This is a genomic window from Bacteroidota bacterium, from assembly GCA_037133915.1.
GTDB lineage: Bacteria > Bacteroidota > Bacteroidia > Bacteroidales > CAIWKO01 > JBAXND01.
In genome coordinates, this window is sequence record JBAXND010000042.1 from 1 (window position 1) to 19,722 (window position 19,722).

Annotated in this window: 15 protein-coding genes, 2 tRNA genes and 1 CRISPR repeat array; of the genes, 13 read left to right on the forward strand and 4 right to left on the reverse strand. The window is 38.8% G+C overall.

Features of this window, described 5'->3' with window-relative positions; genetic code table 11:
- Nucleotides 1-181: 181 nt before the first annotated feature.
- From WCM76_12775 to cas2, 4 genes are all read left to right on the forward strand, one after another.
- The gene (locus tag WCM76_12775) at nucleotides 182-310 is read left to right on the forward strand and encodes a hypothetical protein (protein MEI6766503.1); all 129 of its coding nucleotides are present in this window, start codon (nucleotides 182-184) and stop codon (nucleotides 308-310) included.
- 146 nt (nucleotides 311-456) lie between these two features.
- Nucleotides 457-4,680, forward strand: coding sequence for a type II CRISPR RNA-guided endonuclease Cas9 (gene cas9 / locus WCM76_12780; protein ID MEI6766504.1), 4,224 nt, complete (start codon nucleotides 457-459; stop codon nucleotides 4,678-4,680).
- 8 nt (nucleotides 4,681-4,688) lie between these two features.
- Nucleotides 4,689-5,630 (forward strand): type II CRISPR-associated endonuclease Cas1, encoded by a 942-nt coding sequence (gene cas1 / locus WCM76_12785; GenBank protein MEI6766505.1) that lies wholly within the window; start codon nucleotides 4,689-4,691, stop codon nucleotides 5,628-5,630.
- 13 nt (nucleotides 5,631-5,643) lie between these two features.
- Nucleotides 5,644-5,988 carry a CRISPR-associated endonuclease Cas2 gene (gene cas2 / locus WCM76_12790; GenBank protein MEI6766506.1) on the forward strand — a complete coding sequence of 115 codons (345 nt, stop codon included), beginning with the start codon at nucleotides 5,644-5,646 and terminating at the stop codon, nucleotides 5,986-5,988.
- Nucleotides 5,989-6,333: 345 nt separating this feature from the next.
- A CRISPR array of direct repeats spans nucleotides 6,334-7,611; the repeat unit is 47 nt; unit sequence GGTGTTTATCAATAAGTCAAAGATACATTTTGAAAGCAAATCACAAC.
- 203 nt (nucleotides 7,612-7,814) lie between these two features.
- Here cas2 and WCM76_12795 read toward each other — a convergent pair.
- Both WCM76_12795 and WCM76_12800 read right to left on the reverse strand, forming a co-directional pair.
- Nucleotides 7,815-8,954, reverse strand: a complete 1,140-nt coding sequence (locus tag WCM76_12795; GenBank protein ID MEI6766507.1) for a site-specific integrase — start codon at nucleotides 8,952-8,954, stop codon at nucleotides 7,815-7,817.
- A gap of 155 nt (nucleotides 8,955-9,109) precedes the next feature.
- Nucleotides 9,110-9,183: transfer RNA gene (locus tag WCM76_12800), tRNA-Ala, on the reverse strand.
- A 111-nt stretch (nucleotides 9,184-9,294) separates the two neighbouring features.
- On the opposite strand from WCM76_12800, the gene thpR reads away from it, so the two are divergent.
- The 7 genes from thpR to WCM76_12835 all read left to right on the forward strand — a co-directional run bounded on the left by thpR (nucleotide 9,295) and on the right by WCM76_12835 (nucleotide 16,553).
- Entirely contained in the window at nucleotides 9,295-9,849 is a 555-nt protein-coding gene (gene thpR, locus WCM76_12805) for an RNA 2',3'-cyclic phosphodiesterase (protein MEI6766508.1), read from the forward strand.
- A 63-nt stretch (nucleotides 9,850-9,912) separates the two neighbouring features.
- Nucleotides 9,913-9,985: transfer RNA gene (locus WCM76_12810), tRNA-Gln, on the forward strand.
- A 95-nt stretch (nucleotides 9,986-10,080) separates the two neighbouring features.
- Nucleotides 10,081-10,539: a ribosome assembly cofactor RimP gene (gene rimP, locus WCM76_12815; GenBank protein MEI6766509.1), complete on the forward strand. Its 459-nt coding sequence runs from the start codon at nucleotides 10,081-10,083 to the stop codon at nucleotides 10,537-10,539.
- Nucleotides 10,540-10,599: 60 nt separating this feature from the next.
- Nucleotides 10,600-11,835 (forward strand): transcription termination factor NusA, encoded by a 1,236-nt coding sequence (gene nusA, locus WCM76_12820; protein MEI6766510.1) that lies wholly within the window; start codon nucleotides 10,600-10,602, stop codon nucleotides 11,833-11,835.
- Between the two features lie 62 nt (nucleotides 11,836-11,897).
- Nucleotides 11,898-14,948, forward strand: coding sequence for a translation initiation factor IF-2 (gene infB, locus WCM76_12825; GenBank protein ID MEI6766511.1), 3,051 nt, complete (start codon nucleotides 11,898-11,900; stop codon nucleotides 14,946-14,948).
- Nucleotides 14,949-15,194: 246 nt separating this feature from the next.
- Nucleotides 15,195-15,878 carry a DUF4919 domain-containing protein gene (locus tag WCM76_12830; GenBank protein ID MEI6766512.1) on the forward strand — a complete coding sequence of 228 codons (684 nt, stop codon included), beginning with the start codon at nucleotides 15,195-15,197 and terminating at the stop codon, nucleotides 15,876-15,878.
- Between the two features lie 6 nt (nucleotides 15,879-15,884).
- On the forward strand, nucleotides 15,885-16,553 hold the full coding sequence (locus tag WCM76_12835) for a hypothetical protein (GenBank protein ID MEI6766513.1): 669 nt from the start codon (nucleotides 15,885-15,887) through the stop codon (nucleotides 16,551-16,553).
- Between the two features lie 22 nt (nucleotides 16,554-16,575).
- Here the strand turns inward: WCM76_12835 and WCM76_12840 are convergent, their stop codons facing one another.
- Nucleotides 16,576-17,343, reverse strand: a complete 768-nt coding sequence (locus tag WCM76_12840; GenBank protein ID MEI6766514.1) for a TatD family hydrolase — start codon at nucleotides 17,341-17,343, stop codon at nucleotides 16,576-16,578.
- Nucleotides 17,344-17,492: 149 nt separating this feature from the next.
- Here WCM76_12840 and WCM76_12845 point away from each other — a divergent pair, with 149 nt between their 5' ends.
- Entirely contained in the window at nucleotides 17,493-17,933 is a 441-nt protein-coding gene (locus WCM76_12845) for a hypothetical protein (GenBank protein MEI6766515.1), read from the forward strand.
- A 105-nt stretch (nucleotides 17,934-18,038) separates the two neighbouring features.
- Nucleotides 18,039-19,025, forward strand: coding sequence for a glycosyltransferase family 9 protein (locus tag WCM76_12850; protein MEI6766516.1), 987 nt, complete (start codon nucleotides 18,039-18,041; stop codon nucleotides 19,023-19,025).
- Between the two features lie 27 nt (nucleotides 19,026-19,052).
- Here WCM76_12850 and WCM76_12855 read toward each other — a convergent pair whose 3' ends face one another.
- Nucleotides 19,053-19,691, reverse strand: coding sequence for an MBL fold metallo-hydrolase (locus tag WCM76_12855; protein ID MEI6766517.1), 639 nt, complete (start codon nucleotides 19,689-19,691; stop codon nucleotides 19,053-19,055).
- Between the last annotated feature and the right edge of the window lie 31 nt (nucleotides 19,692-19,722).

Here is a 19,722-nt window from a genome sequence, read left to right on the forward strand (position 1 = left end):
AGGTGGTCAAATTAAAACGGCGTAGACTGGTCAATTTAGGCGGCGTATCCAGTTAAGACATTCAAACGCGACTCATTTACTTGATGGTAACTAATCAGTTTTGTTATGGTTTGCGATAACATTCAATGCGTATAATACATTTTGCTCATTTTTAATAGCCGTGTCAATAATGGATATCAATATGGCAAAGTTTTCAGCAGCATTAAATACTTTGAATCAAGCACCAGACAACGTGAAGTTGGGGCATTCTTATGGACACGGTATAGGAATTTTAGAGGATGAAAAAAAATTAGACATTATAATGATATGATTAGAATTTTGAAAGTTGTATGTTTGAGGGGAATAAAAAAAGCACCACATCGGTTACCCTGTTTGCGGTGCTTAAGAAATCTTCGGCTTATAGCCTTGTTGTGATTTGCAGTACAAATATACACTTTAAATTTATTATAACAAATTATGGGAAAAATATTAGGACTTGACTTAGGAACCAACTCCATTGGATGGGCAGTAAGAGATACTGACACATTAGAACACAATCAAATTGTTGATTATGGCGTAACCATTTTTGAGGCTGGAATGGGAATGAATAAAAATGGAGAATTCTCGCGAGCTGCCGAAAGAAGAAGCAATAGAAGTAAAAGAAGATTATATAATGCAAAACGCTATAGAAAATGGGCAACTCTAAAAGTATTAATGGAAAACAATATGTGTCCGATAACAGAAGAAGAATTGAGGCTTTGGAGCATTGGAAACTGGCAAGATGGTAAAAATAAAGGGAGAGTTTATCCGTCTTCGCCTGATTTTATTGCGTGGTTAGCAATGGATTTTGAAAGCATAGGAAAAGAAAAGGATGAAAATACAAAATTAAAACCAGCATTTGAAAATACATATTTATTGCGTTCCTCTTTATTAGAAAACATAGATGAAACAGACAAAAATAGATTATTTAAAATTGGTCGCGCCTGTTATCATTTAGTACAAAGAAGAGGTTTTAAAACAAGCAGAAAAGGTGGTAAAAGTGGATACGCAAAGAACGAAGAATTAGAAAAGTTAAAAGTAGAAAAGCCGTCTATTCAAATTTCACAAATATTACAAAATAAACTTGAAATCGAGAATAAAAGAATTAGAGCAAGCGGTGTTATTCAAAGAAAATATTTTGAAGATGAATTTTTCGCCATTTGCGAAAAACAAAAAATCGCAAGTCAGTCAACAGACAAAATATACAAAGCAATTTATTTTGTCCGTCCATTGCGAACCCAAAAAGGTTTAGTTGGCACTTGTACTTTGGAAAAAGGGAAAACACGGATACCTATTAGCCATCCTGCATTTGAGGAATTTAGAGCATTGTCTTTTATTAATAATATACAATGGAGAGAAACTGGTAGTAAAAATACATTTGAAACAATTCCTATGGAATTGAAAAAGAAAATTTTTGAATTTTTATTTTTTAAACGCAATAAAAAAACTGGACTTGTTTTAGATAGAACTTATTTTAAATTCGATGATATTATTGACGAATATTCAGAAAATGGGAAAAGGGAGTTTAATTTTAGGAACAAGCCCAATATATCAACCTGCCCTATGATTGCTGGTTTAATAAATGTTTTTGATGACGAATGGAAAGATAAATTTATTACTGATGAAAATAAGTTTGGAATAAATTGGGATGGACTTTATCTTTCTTATGAAGTTAAATATGGAAAAAAATTAGGACAAAAAAGAAATCTAAACTACGAAGCCATTTGGCATTTATTATTTGACCTTATTCAAACAAAAGACAAGGAAGATACAGACATTGAAAAATTTTGTTCTGAAGTATTTGGTTGGAACGAGGATAAAATTAAACTGTTTATAAAAATTGATATTCAACAAGGCTACGGCTCTTTAAGCAAAAGTGCTATTGATAAAATAAATCCGTTTTTAAAACAAGGTTTTATTTATTCCGAAGCTGTTTCTTTTGCAAATCTTTCAAAGGTTTTGGGTAAAGAAGCTTTTGAATCAAACAAAACATCAATAACAAAATGTATTGCTAATATTATAAAAGAGGTTGATAGTAAAAAAGAAAAACTAAATATAGTTAATGGATTAGTGCAGCAATTTTTTGCTGAATTTTCTACTAATCGAGCTAAGGGAGTTGATAATGAAATAAAATCTTTGGCGGCAGATGAAGTAGAGAAAAAATTAAAAAACTATTTTGGTGAAAGCAATTGGGTTGCAAACCCCACTACTATAAAGAACGAATATTCAGATTTTATCCTTGAAAAATATTTACTATTCCTTGAGGGAAAACAGGATAAGGCAGAAAAAGCATCAGCTAATCAAACTACAAACCCTGAAATTGATTATTATAAACTACCGAGATTAGATGAAGCCATAAAACAAGCATTGCAAATAAAATTTAATGCAACTGATCAGGGATTAAAAAAACTTTATCATCCATCAGACATTGATATATACCCAAAAGCAAAATACAAAAGATTAGAAGACCCTAACCCTCCTTCAAAAGGATGGAAAAATCCAATGGCAATGCGAGCAATGTATGAGTTAAGAAAACTTGTAAATTATCTGTTAGAAGTTGGAACAATTGATATTGACACAAAAATTGTAGTTGAAATGGCAAGGGAATTAAATGATGCAAACAAGCGTTGGGCAATACAAGTGTATCAAAGAAACAGAGAGGATGAAAATAAAGAATTTGCTAAAGCTATTATCGGAGTAGCTAAAGTAAAATACCCCAACTTAAATGAAAATGATGCAGACAATATTAATAAAGTGCGTTTATGGTGGGAGCAATTAGATAATGGAGCAGATTTATATAAAGAAGTAAAAGCCTTAAAAGAAGATGTTCAAAAATACCGTTTATGGAAAGAGCAACAATGTCAATGTTTTTATACGGGGAAAATGATTGGAATTACAGATTTATTTGATGGTGTTTCTTATGATTTCGAACATACATTACCAATAAAGGATTCTTTTGATAACTCTCTTGCCAACCTTACTATTTGTGATGCTCATTATAATAGAGAAGTCAAGAAAAAACAAATGCCAACACAATTAAAAAATTATACCGTTGATTGGAACGGCTACCCAGCAATAGAACCAAAATTTAAAAAATGGAAAGATAAAGTTGAGAGTCTGCGAAAATTAATTGATGATAATAAAATAAGAACTAAAAAAATCCAAGATATAGCAGCTAAAAACGATTCCATACGCAAAAGACATTTACTTCAATTTGAATTAGACTATTGGGATAAAAAAGTAAAAACTTTTACCCTTAAAGAAATTCCTAATTGGTGGAAGAACAGTCAATTGGTGGACACTCAGATTATAACAAAATATGCGAGAGCGTATATGAAAACGGTGTTTAGTAAGGTGGATGTTCAAAAAGGAAGTATTACAGCAGATTTTCGTAAAATATATGGAATTATGGGTGATGAGAAAAAAGACCGATCTAAACATAGTCATCACGCAAAGGATGCCGCTATACTTACACTTATTCCCGGCTCTGCAAAACGAGAAGATATTTTGAAAAAGTATTATTCCGACACACGAAATTTCAGAACGATTCCTTATGGAGAATTTGCTATTTCTCACATTCAAAATATAGAAGAAACTGTTTTAATTAATCACGTTAAAAAAGACCAAACTTTAACAGAAACAAAAAAGAAAGTCCGTAAGAGGGGAAAGATTGTTTATTTGAGAGATGAAAAAACTAAGCAGCTTTTAAAAGATAAAGAAGGGAAAAATATTCCTATGATAATGCAAGGAGATTCAATAAGAGGTGGACTTCACAAAGATAGTTACTTCGGAGCAATAAAAATTTCTGAACGAAACGAAAGTGGCTATGTTTTAAAAGAAAATGGGAAATATATTTTAAAACAAAAAGATGAAGCAGATGAAATTTGGATAGTAAAAAGAAAATCTATTAATGAAATAAATATTGATAAAGATATTGTAATAGACGAGTTGCTAAAAAAACATATCAAAAAACAAATTGAAGACGGAAGCAGAATAGAGGAAGTTGTAGATTTTAATGGTAAATCTATAAGACATTTAAGATGCAGGGTAAAAGCGGGTGTCGGATTTCTTTCTAAAGAAAAAGCTATGCCTATCAAAAAACATATTTTCGCTTCAAAACACGAGCATAAAAAAGAATATTTAGTTCAAAATGAAGAAAATTACTTATTCCTAATGTATGAGGGAGAAAATAAAAAAGAAGAAGTTATAAGAGGATATAAAATTTTAAATTTATTTGAAATTGCAAAACTTGGAATTTCAAGTATTGACGAAATTAAAAAAGAACCTGAATTTCAAAAACTTCAAAAAGGTAGCGGTAAAAACATAGTAGAGTTAAAATTGAAAACTATTATTAAAGCAGGAGACAAAGTTATTTTTTATAAAGAAATAAAAGAAGAATTACAAGAACTGAAATTACAAGAATTAAATAACAGAGTTTTTAAAGTTCTTAAATTCAATGAACTTGGACCAACCACTGCATACCTGTATTTGCAATCCCATATTGAAGCGAGACCAGATGGAGAATTAGAAAAAGGTGAGAAAGAATTAATTTTTGACAAGTATCAACCACGATTAGAATTGACTTGTGATAAATTAAATTGTGCTATTGAAAATGTTGATTTTAATATCCATTCAGATGGTAAAATAAAATGGTTATTTTAATTAAATAAATGATAAAACGCACCCTCTACTTCGGAAATCCTTCATATTTGAGCCTTACACACGCCCAATTGGTTTTGCGTTTGCCGGAAGTTGAGAAAAACGAAACAGTACCGGAACACTTCAAAAAAGAAGCATCGGCAAGTATTCCTATAGAAGATATTGGCATTGTAATACTTGACCATAAGCAAATAACCATTACACAAGCATTAATAGAAGCCTTGCTTGATAATAATGTTGCACTTATTACTTGCGATAGCACCCATCACCCTACCGGATTGATGCTTCCTTTATGTGGCAACACAATACAAAATGAACGTTTTCGCGCACAATTGGATGCAACCGAACCATTGAAAAAACAATTGTGGGCGCAAACTATTTCGCAAAAAATAAAAAACCAAGCTGCGATGTTCGGCAGCAAAAACATTGACAATAGCTATTTGATTCCACTTTACCGCAATGTAAAAAGTGGTGATACCGACAATTGCGAAGCCACAGCAGCAGCGCACTATTGGGGAAAAATATTTAACAATCTTCCCACCGTAAGTTCTTTTAAACGTTTCAGGGAGGGGCTACCTCCCAACAACTACTTAAACTACGGCTATGCTTTATTGCGTGCTACTATGGCACGAAGTATTGTAGGTGCAGGGTTGCTTCCTACACTTGGTATTTTCCATCACAACCGCTACAATGCATATTGCCTTGCTGATGATTTGATGGAACCTTACCGCCCCTATGTGGATAAAGTGGTCTATTCTATTATTGAAGAGAAGGGAATCAACGAAGATATTCCGAAGGAAATAAAAGCTCTGTTATTGCAGATTCCGGCAATGGATGTGCTTATGGATGGTGAAAAAAGTCCATTGATGAATGCAACGCAACGCACGGCTGTAAGTTTGGTAAAGTGTTTTGGCGGAGACCAACGTAAACTGGTGTATCCCGAATTTATATAAATTCATTTAAAAAATGTCAATAAGTGCCGACCGTTTAAACGCATACAGAATTATGTGGACACTCGTAATGTATGACCTGCCAACCGAAACGAAAAAGGAACGCAAAGTAGCTTCCCGTTTCCGTAAGGAATTACAGAAAGACGGATTCAGTATGTTTCAGTTTAGTATGTACGTGCGGCATAATTCCAGCTCCGAAAATGCTACTGTACACAGCAAAAGAGTTAAAAAAAATTTACCGGAACATGGGAAAATAGGAATATTACAAATTACAGATAAACAATTCGGTGAAATGGAATTATTTTACGGTTCAAAACAAGTAGAATTACCGAATGTTCCGCAACAATTAGAGCTATTTTAATCCGATTAGAAACAAAAAATCCGGGACAAGCCCGGATAATTGTTTGATAACACCTCGTTTTTTTTATTGACAAACATCCCTTAAAGCATTGTTGTTGTTGAATTATATCTTGATATGGTGTTTATCAATAAGTCAAAGATACATTTTGAAAGCAAATCACAACTGTAAATCATCCGGAAATCAGCGTATTATGGTGTTTATCAATAAGTCAAAGATACATTTTGAAAGCAAATCACAACTAATGGCCCTCGCCGAGAAATCCCTTGTTGGTGTTTATCAATAAGTCAAAGATACATTTTGAAAGCAAATCACAACTGTAATGAAATTCACGGTTAAAGGCCATGAGGTGTTTATCAATAAGTCAAAGATACATTTTGAAAGCAAATCACAACTGGAGCCGCTCCGGGTGTCGAGCCCGGATTGGTGTTTATCAATAAGTCAAAGATACATTTTGAAAGCAAATCACAACTAAGATGTAGTTTATCATAAAATGTCTGGTGGTGTTTATCAATAAGTCAAAGATACATTTTGAAAGCAAATCACAACTGCTCCGGATTATGTGCCGCAATCGCGAAAGGTGTTTATCAATAAGTCAAAGATACATTTTGAAAGCAAATCACAACTATTCGCTATTTCAAAGGCGGCACTACTCTGGTGTTTATCAATAAGTCAAAGATACATTTTGAAAGCAAATCACAACTCCAGCCGGATAACATAGCGCAAGAGATAGGGTGTTTATCAATAAGTCAAAGATACATTTTGAAAGCAAATCACAACTGCAATACTTATAGGAGCAGTACTTCCTAAGGTGTTTATCAATAAGTCAAAGATACATTTTGAAAGCAAATCACAACTGTGTTTCCTTAGTGCATTATGGATTGTTGGTGTTTATCAATAAGTCAAAGATACATTTTGAAAGCAAATCACAACTCAGGCGGCTGCGTCCAAAAGAATCATCTTGGTGTTTATCAATAAGTCAAAGATACATTTTGAAAGCAAATCACAACACGATGAGCATCCGGTACTAGTTGGTTAAGGGTGTTTATCAATAAGTCAAAGATACATTTTGAAAGCAAATCACAACTTAAGAAGGATTAGCATGTAATTTGTTGGTGGTGTTTATCAATAAGTCAAAGATACATTTTGAAAGCAAATCACAACTATTACTTGGCGCACGTATGAGGCTACAATGGTGTTTATCAATAAGTCAAAGATACATTTTGAAAGCAAATCACAACAGAGGCAGTAATTCTGATGCAAAGATGTTTGGTGTTTATCAATAAGTCAAAGATACATTTTGAAAGCAAATCACAACATTTCGTTTGATTTAATGAAATAGGCAAAGGGTGTTTATCAATAAGTCAAAGATACATTTTGAAAGCAAATCACAACAATACAAAAGGTCATATTAATTCCTTCGTTGGTGTTTATCAATAAGTCAAAGATACATTTTGAAAGCAAATCACAACTTACAGATGCGACTCCCAAACAAAAAAAGAGGTGTTTATCAATAAGTCAAAGATACATTTTGAAAGCAAATCACAACAGTATAACAGCGTGATGCGTGCTGAAATAGGGTGTTTATCAATAAGTCAAAGATACATTTTGAAAGCAAATCACAACGGCGTTAATTACTTCCTCAATCCATACGCGGTGTTTATCAATAAGTCAAAGGAATGTTTTAGATGCTATTTTTTAATCATAGCAAAGATAGTCTTTTTTGAACTAAAAAGGTTATCCCCCTTAACTTAATTGTTCAATTTTGATTCTCTATATTTTTTCTGCCACGGTTTTTCTTCGGAAGTATAGGCATGGAATCTGTAAAGTTAATTCCACTTTCCCATCTCCTTAACCTTGACACTGTCCAGTATCTTTGCATAAATTTGGGTTGTTTTAAGGTCTTTATGGCCTAATAGCTTGCTGATAACCTCTAACGGCATGCCAAGGTCTATTGAGCAGGTTGCAAAGGTGTGACGAGCGCAATGAAAGCTAATAGACTTTTTGATTTTTGCAAGCACCATAAGTTCTTTCAGGTAGCGGTTGGTCACCTGATTGGTGGCTACGTGGAACACCGGCTGGTTTTCAAAACCAGTTTCAATAAGTCCTTTTGCACGGTCTATTAAAGGAACTCTAACAACATCTTTCGTTTTGTGCATCTCTATTTGCAGCATATCTCCTTCAACAAGGTGCGAATGCATCAGGTTTTTTATATCGAGAAAACGCAATCCGGTATAACAGGCAAATAAAAAATACTTGAGAACATTCCGTTGATGCCCCTTGATATCAGCATTTAGCAAAGCCTCAAGCGACTTGAGGTCTTCCATGTCAAGGAAACTTCGGTTGCCTAATTTCTTTTTCAATGGAAAGTTCTTGAAAATACTTTCAGATACCATCCCGTCACGCATAGCCTGAAACCAGACAGTTTTAATAAAGGCCATGCTTTTATAATGAGTATTGGTTTGATTGTTCAGCTTACTCACCATAAACACATCGTACTGCCTGAGAAAATCAATATCCATATCGGCAAACCGTAACTCTGTCCGAAATCGTTTCAGCTTCGTCACTTGGCTTGTATAGGTGCGGCATGTTTCCGATGAGAATTTATGCCGGTTCTGTTCGATGAACCCCAGCGCATATTCGTAAAAGGAGCTATAATCAATTGACTTTTGAGAATACAGCCTGTCAAAATCAGCCATTGTCAGGCGTTTGTCGCCGAGTTTTGAATCAAGCATAATTTTTTCAACTTTCATCCGGGTTTTTGAAAGGACAGAGTTAAGGTCTTCCGAATTGTAGCGAAGTGACTTTTTAACCTTGTTGTTTTTTGTGTCCCATAAACCTTCCGGTATAGCCATATTCAGTGAATGGTCTTTTTTCTTACGGTCAATTATTACTCGTAAGTAAATTGGGGTTAGTCCGTCTTTTCTTAGAAAGTCAGAACGCAAGAAAATTTTAAAAGAGTAGCTCATAAGGCATTTTGTTTTGTTTCTATTGTGAAGCCATTGTGAAACAAATTGCCGAAAGTAATGAAATAAAAGCTTTCAAAGCTTAAACAAGAAAGTGCGGAATCCCTTGGTAGATGTAAGAAGTGAAAAAGAAGGTTGAAATGCTTCAACCTTCTGAGTGGAGCGTAGGGGAGTCGAACCCCTGACCTTCAGACTGCCAGTCTGACGCTCTAGCCAACTGAGCTAACGCCCCGTTATGGGGAATTTCCGTTGCAAATGTTTGTAAAGAACTGCTATCGTTTTCTTACATTTGCGGTGCAAAAATAATCAAATTTTATTACCACCGTTTAATTTTCTCATTTTTATGAAGCGCCTGTTTGCAGCCGTAAAAATTGAACCCGACGAAAACTTCATCCGCATATTCACTGCACTGAAAGCAGGACTGGCAGGTGAAGCCATTCGCTGGTCGGCTGTTGACAACATGCACGTTACTCTGAAATTCTTCGGCGAAACACATGATAACATTATTCCGGACATATGCTCAGCCCTGCAAAAAGTTAAACCCGGAGTCCATGATTTTGAACTTCGCATTACCGGTACGGGAATGTTTGGAAGCCGCTATAAGCCCAGAGTAATATGGTTTGGGCTGGAGGGAATTGAACCTTTGCAAATAATGGCAGCCCGGCTGAATGAGAATATTGTCCCGCTCGGCTATCCTGCCGACCGTCAGAATTTTGTGCCCCACCTGACGGCAGGACGTATGAACAGCATCCGCGATAAGCAGCATTTTCAAAAAGTGCTGGACGCATTTAAAGTGGTGAAGTTGCAGACAGTCAGTGTAAAAACATTTCACCTTTATGAAAGCGTACTTTACAAAAGCGGTCCGGTGTACCATGTTATTGAGACTTTTACATTCTGATACGTTATTAATTTAACAAGAATAAGTATTATTTAATAATTTTTCATAATTTTGCGCCCGAATTGTCCGATGGTGTAACTGGCAACACGTCTGATTTTGGTTCAGAAGAGTCCAGGTTCGAGCCCTGGTCGGACAACGGATGGATACAGCTTTTGGAGCTACGGAGGGGACGGGCAGTCCCCTCTTGTGTTTAAAAATGAGTAAGTTAAATCGAAGAATTGATAGTACGTTATGATTACCGACAAGCAGATTGCTGACATTATTGAAGAAAAATTCTCCGGCACGGAGTTCTTCATTGCCGACCTGAAAGTAAGGCCCGGCAACCGCATTATGCTCAGTATCGACAGCGATAAAGGCGTTACTATCGAGGATTGTATCCATGTAAGCAAGTTTATTGAGAGCAAGCTCGACCGCGAAATTGAAGATTATGAACTGAATGTGGAATCGGCAGGTCTCGACCGGCCCATGAAGCTCCCGCGGCAGTTCAAAAAGAACATCGGCAGAGAAATTACCTGCCTGGATGAAGAAGGAAAGAAATTGAAAGGAATGATTATGGCTGCCGACGAGAACGGAATTACACTGAAACCCGCAGCAACCAAAAAAGACAAACAGAAAAAAGTGGAACCCGCACTGCTGACGCTGAAATACGGCGAATTCAGAGATGCAAAAGTGGAGGTTTCCTTTAGTTAACTGAAAGAATAAAACACGGTTTATTTAAGATAATATTCAGCAATAAAACAGTATTCAGAAATGGAAAATATCAATTTAGTTGAATCGTTTGCCGAATTCAAAGAGTTCAAGAATATTGACCGCGAAACCCTGATGCGCATTCTGGAAGACGTGTTCAGGCATATGCTCATTAAAAAATTCGGTTCGGACGAAAACTTTGATATCATTGTCAACATCGACAAAGGTGACCTTGAGGTATGGCGCAACCGTAAAATTGTGGACGATGGCGAGATTACCGACCCGAACAAAGAAATTGCCTATTCGGAAGCCATCAAAATCGAACCTGATTTTGAAATTGGCGAAGATGTTTCGGAAGCCGTTAAAATGAATGACTTTGGCCGCAGGGAAATTCTTGCCATGAGGCAAAACCTGATTTCAAAAGTTCTGGAATACGAAAAAGACAATGTGTTTAAAACGTATATCGACAAGGTTGGACAGATAGTTACCGGCGAAGTGTATCAGGTTTGGAAAAAAGAAATTCTGGTACTTGATGATGAAGGCATTGAACTGGTTCTTCCCAAAACAGAACAGATACCGAGCGATTTCTACCGTAAAGGCGATACCATTCGTGCCGTTGTGCTCAAGGTGGAAATGAAAAATGCCAATCCGCAGATAGTTCTTTCGCGCACATCATCCGTATTTCTGGAACGACTGTTTGAAGCCGAAGTCCCTGAAGTATATGACGGTTTGATTACCATCAAAAAAATAGTGAGAATACCGGGCGAACGCGCCAAAGTAGCTGTTGAATCATACGACGACCGTATCGATCCCGTTGGCGCCTGTGTTGGAATGAAAGGCTCACGTATTCACGGCATTGTTCGCGAATTGCGCAATGAGAACATCGACGTTATCAATTTTACCTCCAATACCCAGTTGTTTATTCAGCGCACGCTCAGCCCTGCAAAAATATCAGCCATCAAACTGGATGATAAAAATATGAAGGCAGAAGTTTACCTGAAAACAGATCAGGTATCGCTGGCAATCGGTAAAGGCGGATATAATATCAAACTGGCATCAAAACTTACGGGATACGAAATTGATGTTTACCGCGATGCCGATTCTGATCAGGAAGATGTGGACATTCAGGAATTTTCGGATGAAATCGATCAGTGGATCATCGACCAGTTTAAGTCTATTGGCTGCGATACGGCTAAAAGTGTACTTGAACTGACCATCGAAGAACTGGTTGACCGCACCGACCTCGAAGAGGAAACAGTAAAAGAAGTTGTACGGATTTTAAGAACAGAATTTGAATAGGTTTTTGCATCATAGTTTCTTAGTGGTTTTCAGGTAAAGGGAAGATAATTTATTAACCGAATATGGAAGAAGGCAAAACGTACAGGCTTAGTAAAGTGGCAAGCGAATTCAACGTTGCGGTTTCGACGATCCTCGAATTTCTGAATAAGAAAGGGCATAAGATCGACAGTAACCCCAATACAAAAATAACCGGCGATGTCTATGATATCCTGGTTAAAGAATACCACTCTGAAAAGCAGGTAAAGGAAGTTTCGAAAAAAATTGATATTGGTATCGTACGGCACGAAAGTGTTACCGTGGAAAAACCACGCGATAAAGAAAAAGATACCGATGTTGATGATGACAGGGAACTCCTGATTAAAAATGTGCCCCCGGCAAACTATGCTAAAGAAAAAGATCCGGACGCAAAGGCCATTGAAAAACCAACGCCCAAAGCTGCAGAACCTGTGGCTGAACTTCCCGTTGAAGAAGTTAAAGAGAAAAAAGTAAAAGAAAAGGTTAAAGAAGTTGAAGAACCTTCCGTTGAACCTGAAGTTATTGAAGAACCTGTAAAACCGGTAAAGAAAGCTTCTGCGAAAGCCAAAACGGAAGTCCCGGTTGAGGAAGTTCCCGTTGTTGAACCTGAAAAGGAAATTGAACCCATACCCGAAGAACCTGTTAAAGAAGACGAATCGGGAATCAGAATAGTCGGCAAGATTGACCTTGATGCACTGCGCAAATCAGGCTCCGGCAAGAAACCTAAAAAGGAAATAAAGAAAAAGGGTGCAAAAGAAGAACCTGAAGCGGTTGAAGAAACGGCGAAAGAGGTTGCTGCACCTGAAACTCAACCGGAAACAATAACTCCTGAAGTTATTTCCGAAACACCCGCTGAGGTTGTTACTCCTGAAACTCCCATAGCCGATGTCGCTCCTGAAGTGATAGAAATTGTGCCTCCTGTAAGAGATGAGAATTTTATTGAAACCGAATATACCAAGCTTGAAGGTCCGAAAATTCTCGGCAAAATTGAGCTGAAGCCACCGGTTGATAATTCGCGCAAGCTTGTTGCATCATCGGCCGATGATAAACTGCAGGCTAAAAAGAAAAAGCGCAAAAGAATAAAAAAGGCTACACCGGCATCGGCTACAGCACCGGGCGCCGAAGCTCCGAAAACCGAAAACAAAGCTCCGAAAAGCAAGTTTGCCAAGCCTAAAAAAGAAATCAGGAAAACGGAGGTTTCAGAGGATGAGATTGATAAACAAATCAAAGAAACCCTTGCCCGCCTGAGTGCTCCTACAAAATCAAAAGCATCAAAATACCGCAGGCAGAAACGCGACCAGGTAATGGCGCATGCCGAAGAAGAAATGATTCGGGCCGAGGAAGATAAAAAAGTACTCAAGGCCACGGAATTTGTGACCGCCAACGAACTCGCCCAGATGATGAACGTGAAAGTTACCGAAGTCATATCAACCTGTATGACACTCGGACTCTTCGTTTCTATCAATCAACGCCTCGATGCCGAAACACTGGCTATTGTTGCTGAAGAATTCGGGTATAAAGTAGAATTCGTAAGTGCCGACGTTCAGGAAGCTATTCAGGACGATATAGACGCACCCGAAGACCTTATCTCACGTCATCCCATCGTTACGGTTATGGGACACGTTGACCACGGTAAAACATCGCTGCTCGACTACATCCGCCGGTCGAACGTTATTGCCGGTGAAGCCGGTGGTATTACACAGCACATCGGTGCTTACCTGGTGAAGCTCGACAATGGCAAGAAAATTACCTTCCTCGATACTCCCGGTCACGAAGCATTTACAGCCATGCGTGCCCGTGGTGCCGCGGTTACAGATATTTCTATCGTGGTAGTTGCCGCCGACGATCATGTGATGCCGCAAACCATTGAGGCCATTAACCACTCACAGGCAGCGAAAGTTCCTATCGTATTCGCGATTAATAAAATTGATAAAGACGGCGCCAATCCTGAAAGAATCCGCGAAGACCTTAGCAAGATGAACATTCTTGTTGAAGAATGGGGCGGTAAATATCAGTGTCAGGAAATATCGGCCAAGAAAGGGATTAACGTTGAGAGCCTGCTCGAAAAAGTATTGCTTGAAGCAGAAATGCTCGACCTGAAAGCCAATCCCTCAAGACGTGCCATGGGCACTGTGCTTGAATCATCACTTGAAAAAGGTCGTGGTTATGTAGCCAAATTGCTTGTGCAGAACGGAACACTCCGCGTTGGCGATGTCGTACTGGCAGGCTATGCCGTGGGTCGTGTTAAAGCGATGTACAACGAGCGCAACCAGAAAATTGACGAGACCGGTCCTGCAACTCCTGTGCTGATGCTCGGTTTGAGCGGTGCTCCTCAGGCCGGCGACGCATTCAATGTTATGGCCGACGAACACGAAGCCAAAGAAATTGCAAACAAAAGAATGCAGCTGCAACGTGAGCAGGGTCTGCGTACACAAAAACATATTACACTCGATGAAATCGGACGCCGTATTGCTATTGGCGACTTCAAGGAACTAAACATCATCATCAAAGGTGACGTGGACGGCTCTGTGGAGGCTCTGTCTGATTCACTGCTCAAACTTTCTACCAAGGAAGTACTGGTCAATGTTATTCATAAATCGGTCGGTCAGATTACCGAATCCGACGTATTGCTGGCATCGGCATCCAATGCCATTATCATCGGCTTCCAGGTGCGTCCTTCGCTCAATGCACGCAAACTTGCGGAAGCTGAACAGATTGATATTCGCCTGTATTCTATCATTTATACGGCTATCAACGAGCTGAAATCAGCTATTGAAGGTATGCTTTCGCCGGAAATCGAAGAAAAAATTACCTGTAACCTTGAGATTCGCGAAGTATTCAAAATTACCAAGGTGGGCACCATTGCCGGCTGTTTCGTACTCGATGGCAAAATCAGCCGTAACAGTAAGATTCGCATCATACGCAATGGTATTGTTGTCTATACCGGTCTTCTGGGCTCACTGAAACGTTTTAAAGACGAAGCCAAAGAAGTGAATGTGGGTCTTGAATGCGGTTTGAATATCGAAAACTTTAACGATATCAAAGTGGGCGATATTATTGAAGGATACGAAGAGTTTGAGGTAAAACGCAAACTGTAACATACAGAATTATTTTAAAGAGAAAGCTGTCCTTAACGGGATGGCTTTTTTTCGTGTGAATTAAATTTCAAGATCCGCCTGTCCGAGATTGAAATTGGTTTGTCGAACAATCCCGCCTCTGGCGGAGGGTGAAAACCATATAGTTTGCCAGGCTTGATTGTTTACAAAACCTGTTGGGTTTTTACCCGTGATTGTCAAAGAATTCACGACCTTTGTGATGCGTTCAAATCCTATAGTTAATTCCTTATGAAGAATATTTTTCGCGTATTTCTTTCTGCAACGCTTATCATAGTGCTCGCTGCATATCAAGGTTTTTCTCAAAAGATATCCAATATTGACTTTGATCTGGTGAAGAAAAAAACGCAGGATAAAAACTCGGCATATTATTATCCTGTTTTAATCAAACGCTTTATTAACGGCGATTCTACCCTCAAAGCACAGGATTACGGTTACATTTATTACGGATATGTGTTCTCGGAATATTACAATCCTTACACAGAAAATGAAAAAGAAAAATTGTTTGCCGAAGCATATAAAAACGCTGAATTCAGTAATGCTGTTCTGCTTGGCGAAGAAGCGCTGCTTGCCGATCCGGTGAACCCCGGTATTTTGTTTAAGTTGCTGATATGCTATGACCAGATGGGCAAGAAAGCAAAGGCAAAAGAAGTGGCGCGACGGTACTTCAATATCATCCAGTGTATTTATGCCAGCGGCGACGGGAAAAGTGGAAATACCGCCTATGTAGTGATTCGAGTGACCGATGAGCGCGAAGTGACCGATGATATGGATTTGAAGGTCCTGAAACAATCATTACAGCCGGGGAACACTGATCTTTTAGAAATGGAATACCCGAATGAAAAGGATATCAGCGCCCTGTATTTTAATGTGAGTAAACCAATGCTGTTTCTGGATAATCAACCTAAAAAATAAAAGTCTATGAACACACTGAGCAGAAAAATTTCATGGCTTGCTGCCGGCTTTTTTGCGATTTTATACTATTCGGGGTGCGCACAGCCACTTTCATCGGCAACCTATAACAGTATTCCCGACAGCCTCAAAAAAGAGGTGTATTTCGAAGGCTTTGACGGTAATACAACCGTCTGGGAGCTGAATAACGGGCCGGTGTCTGCTTTTCATGCCGAAGGAACATTTCTGGCGCTTGAAAATACGGATGATAACAGCTTTGTTATGGTCAGGTCGCCAAAGATTTCCATCGATGCTTCCCGGGACTTTGAATTAGAGTTTTTAGTCGTAACCGAAGGCGGTACAGGTGCTCAGGAAATTCGTTTTGGGTGGGGAACGGGTGAAGCCAGAATAGAGATTGATTTGACACCGGCATTATGCGAATATGAAATCATCCGGCTGACTGCCGGAATCGAATTTATTGCAGAACCAACGCGGAATTTCAATGCGATAAAGCGCGATGATTTTAACCGCATCACCATACGTCGTGTGAAAGATAAATTTTATTTTTTTGCCAATCAGCAGCTATTGCTTGAATGTCGTTACCGTGATATTCCCTTCGAGAATTTTTTCGCCGGATTAAGCGGCAAAGGACTGGCACGCTTCGATTTTGTAAGAATGTCCTATCTTAATATAAAATAGAATTATTTTCTTCTGACTTCTTCTAAACCTTAAAAAGCTTCCGCACATTTTGTGTGGTCACATCGGCAATATCAGCTATCGGAATGTTTTTTAGTTCGGCAATTTTTTCCGCTATCAGCGGGATGAACGAAGACTCGTTACGTTTTCCGCGATGCGGTGTTGGTGCAAGATATGGTCCATCGGTCTCAAGAACAATATGCTCCGGCGGCAGTTGTTTTACTACCTCCTGTAAACCTGAATTTTTGAAGGTGAGCACACCCCCAATGCCTATATAGAATCCCATTGCAGCGAGCAGCAGAGCCTCGGGCGCATTACCCGGAAAACAATGGAAAACGCCTTTTAACGGGCTGTTTTTATAATCTTTCAGTATACGAATAAGTTCGTTTAACGATTTGCGGGAATGAACAACCAGCGGCAAATCATACTTCAGTGCCATATCCGCCTGATGCCGAAACACAATTTCTTGCTGCGCTTCAAATGTTTTATCCCAGTAAAGGTCAATCCCGCATTCGCCGATTGCAAAAACTTTTTCCTGCTCAATTGAACAATCAAGCAGTTTTAATTCGTCCTTATAATTTTCTTTTACCGAGGTAGGATGAATGCCCAGCATGGGAAAGCAACTGCCGGGATGTGCTTTTGCAAGCTCAAGCATAGAGGTTCTGCAACTGCTGTCAATATCGGGCAGCATCAGTATTTCAACACCTGCCGAAATAGAACGGTCAATAACCGCTTCCCGGTCGGCATCATATTCCGGAGCATACAGGTGTACATGTGAATCAGCGAATATCATGATACAAAGGTAAAGAAAGAACAAAGACATCAGATCTAAGACAAAAATTGTATTGTAACTCTAATGTCTTACTTCTTTTGTCTGTATTCTATTTTTTAATACTTTTACTTCTCAATTATTATTCGGATACCTAAAACAAAACCTGTAATATGAAAACAACGGTAAAATTAGTGGCTTTAATGATGTTTGTTGTGATTCTGCTTCCTTCATGCAAAAAATATGAGGAAGGCCCGACGATTAGCTTACGGTCAAAAAAAGCACGCGTGGTCAATATCTGGAAAGTTGATAAGGTATATATCAATGCTGTGGATGTTACTGCAAATTATGCGCTGGCACACAAAGATTTTGCACTGGAATTTAAAGATGACGGAACACTTGTTCAAACCTATACCGATGCTAACAGCCTTCCTCAGAGTGTTACCGGAACATGGGCGTTGGGTTCGAAAAATGAAACGCTTGATTTAACGTATCTGGGTATAACGCTGTCTCATACTATTCTCAAACTGAAGAATGATGAACTCTGGCTGAAAATAGCGTTTACAACGGGCGGTGTTACTACTACCAATGAGTATCATTACATCACAAAATAATTTCGAATCAACGAAATAATATAATGCAATGTATGCAAGCGCCGTTCAGGTACGCGCGAATGGCGCTTGTTTTATTTGCATGCATCAACGGAAGTCATTAGCTGCATGATAAAAATTCTTATCATAAGATTCAGTTCCATTGGAGACATTGTCCTGACCACGCCGGTTGTGCGTTGTATCAAAAAGCAACTGCCAGATGCCGTAATTCATTATATTACAAAAAAGCAATACGCATCGGTACTCGAAGCCAATCCCTATATTGACAAGCTTATTACAATCAAAAAGGATATCAGGGAAGTGCTGTCAAACCTAAAGAATGAGAATTATGACCATGTAATTGACCTTCATAAGAATTTGCGCTCATTAAGATTACGTCTGGCACTTGGAAAGCCGGTAACCTCATTCAATAAGCTGAATAAGAAAAAATGGCTGTTGGTTAATCTTAAAATTAATCTGCTGCCGAAAGTTCACATTGTAGATCGTTATTTGAAGGCAGCCGGGAAATTCGGCGTTATTAACGACGGTCAGGGACTGGATTATTTCATTCCGGCACATGATGAGGTGGATACAACGGCATTGCCGGCACCGTTCAACACGGGATATGTAGGATTTGTGATTGGTGCGAAACAATTTACAAAGCAGGCGCCGCCTGCAAAAGTGGTGAGCCTGTGTCAGAATATTCAAAAACCTGTGTTGCTGATTGGCGGACCTGAGGATAAGCTCAACGGCGATGACATCCAAAATGCGCTTGGTGCGAACGTATACAATGCGTGTGGCTCTTACTCCATCAATCAGTCTGCTTCGCTGATACGGCAGGCAAGAATGATTATCACCAATGATACCGGTATGATGCACATTGCGGCCGCCTTGCGTAAACCTATTGTTTCGTTGTGGGGCAATACCATCCCGGCTTTTGGCATGTCGCCGTATTATCCCAAAGGCATGGAATATCTGAGCACCATTGCAGAAGTGAATTTCCTGTCGTGCCGCCCCTGCAGTAAACTGGGGTTCAAACGCTGTCCGCGCGGTCATTTTAATTGCATGATGCAGATAGATGAAGCGTTGGTCGCTCTGAAAGCAAACAGTCTTTAAAATGCCTGTATTCGGGTAAAAAAGTAACTATCGCAGAAATGGGTTGTCTTCTCTTTCGCTGCCAATCGTGGTTGATGGACCGTGCCCGCACAAAACCTTCGTGGCATCATCCAATACCATCAGTTTTTCGCGTATACTGCTGATAAGTGTATCGTAATCTCCTCCCGGAAGATCGGTACGCCCAATGCTTTTATTGAAAAGAACATCGCCTGTAAGTACAAATTTCTGTTCCCGGTTTAAGAAACAAATACTTCCGTTGGCATGACCCGGAGTATGAAGGACCTCAAGTTCCGAATTTCCAAACTTGATTTTATCACCATCATTCACAAAGCCTTTGGGCTTCACAATGCGGTCGGGCTCAAAGCCAAAAACGGAGGCATACCCGATTGCCATCCGCAACAGCTCTTCACTGTCAGGATGTATCTGAAGCCCTATGCCATAGGTGTCTTCAATAAAAGAATTGCCGAGAATATGATCAATGTGACAATGCGTGTCCAGCTGACGCACAATTTTGAGTTTTTTGCTTTCTATATACGCGCTGAGCTCTTTTTTTTCTGCGGCTGTATAACACGCAGCATCAATAATTATCGCTTCGTTGGTTTCATCAAATAGCAAATAGGAGTTTACACCAAAGTCGTTAAAGATAAAAGTGTGGATTTTAATCATGATAAAAAGTAGTCAATTAATTGTTCTGCTA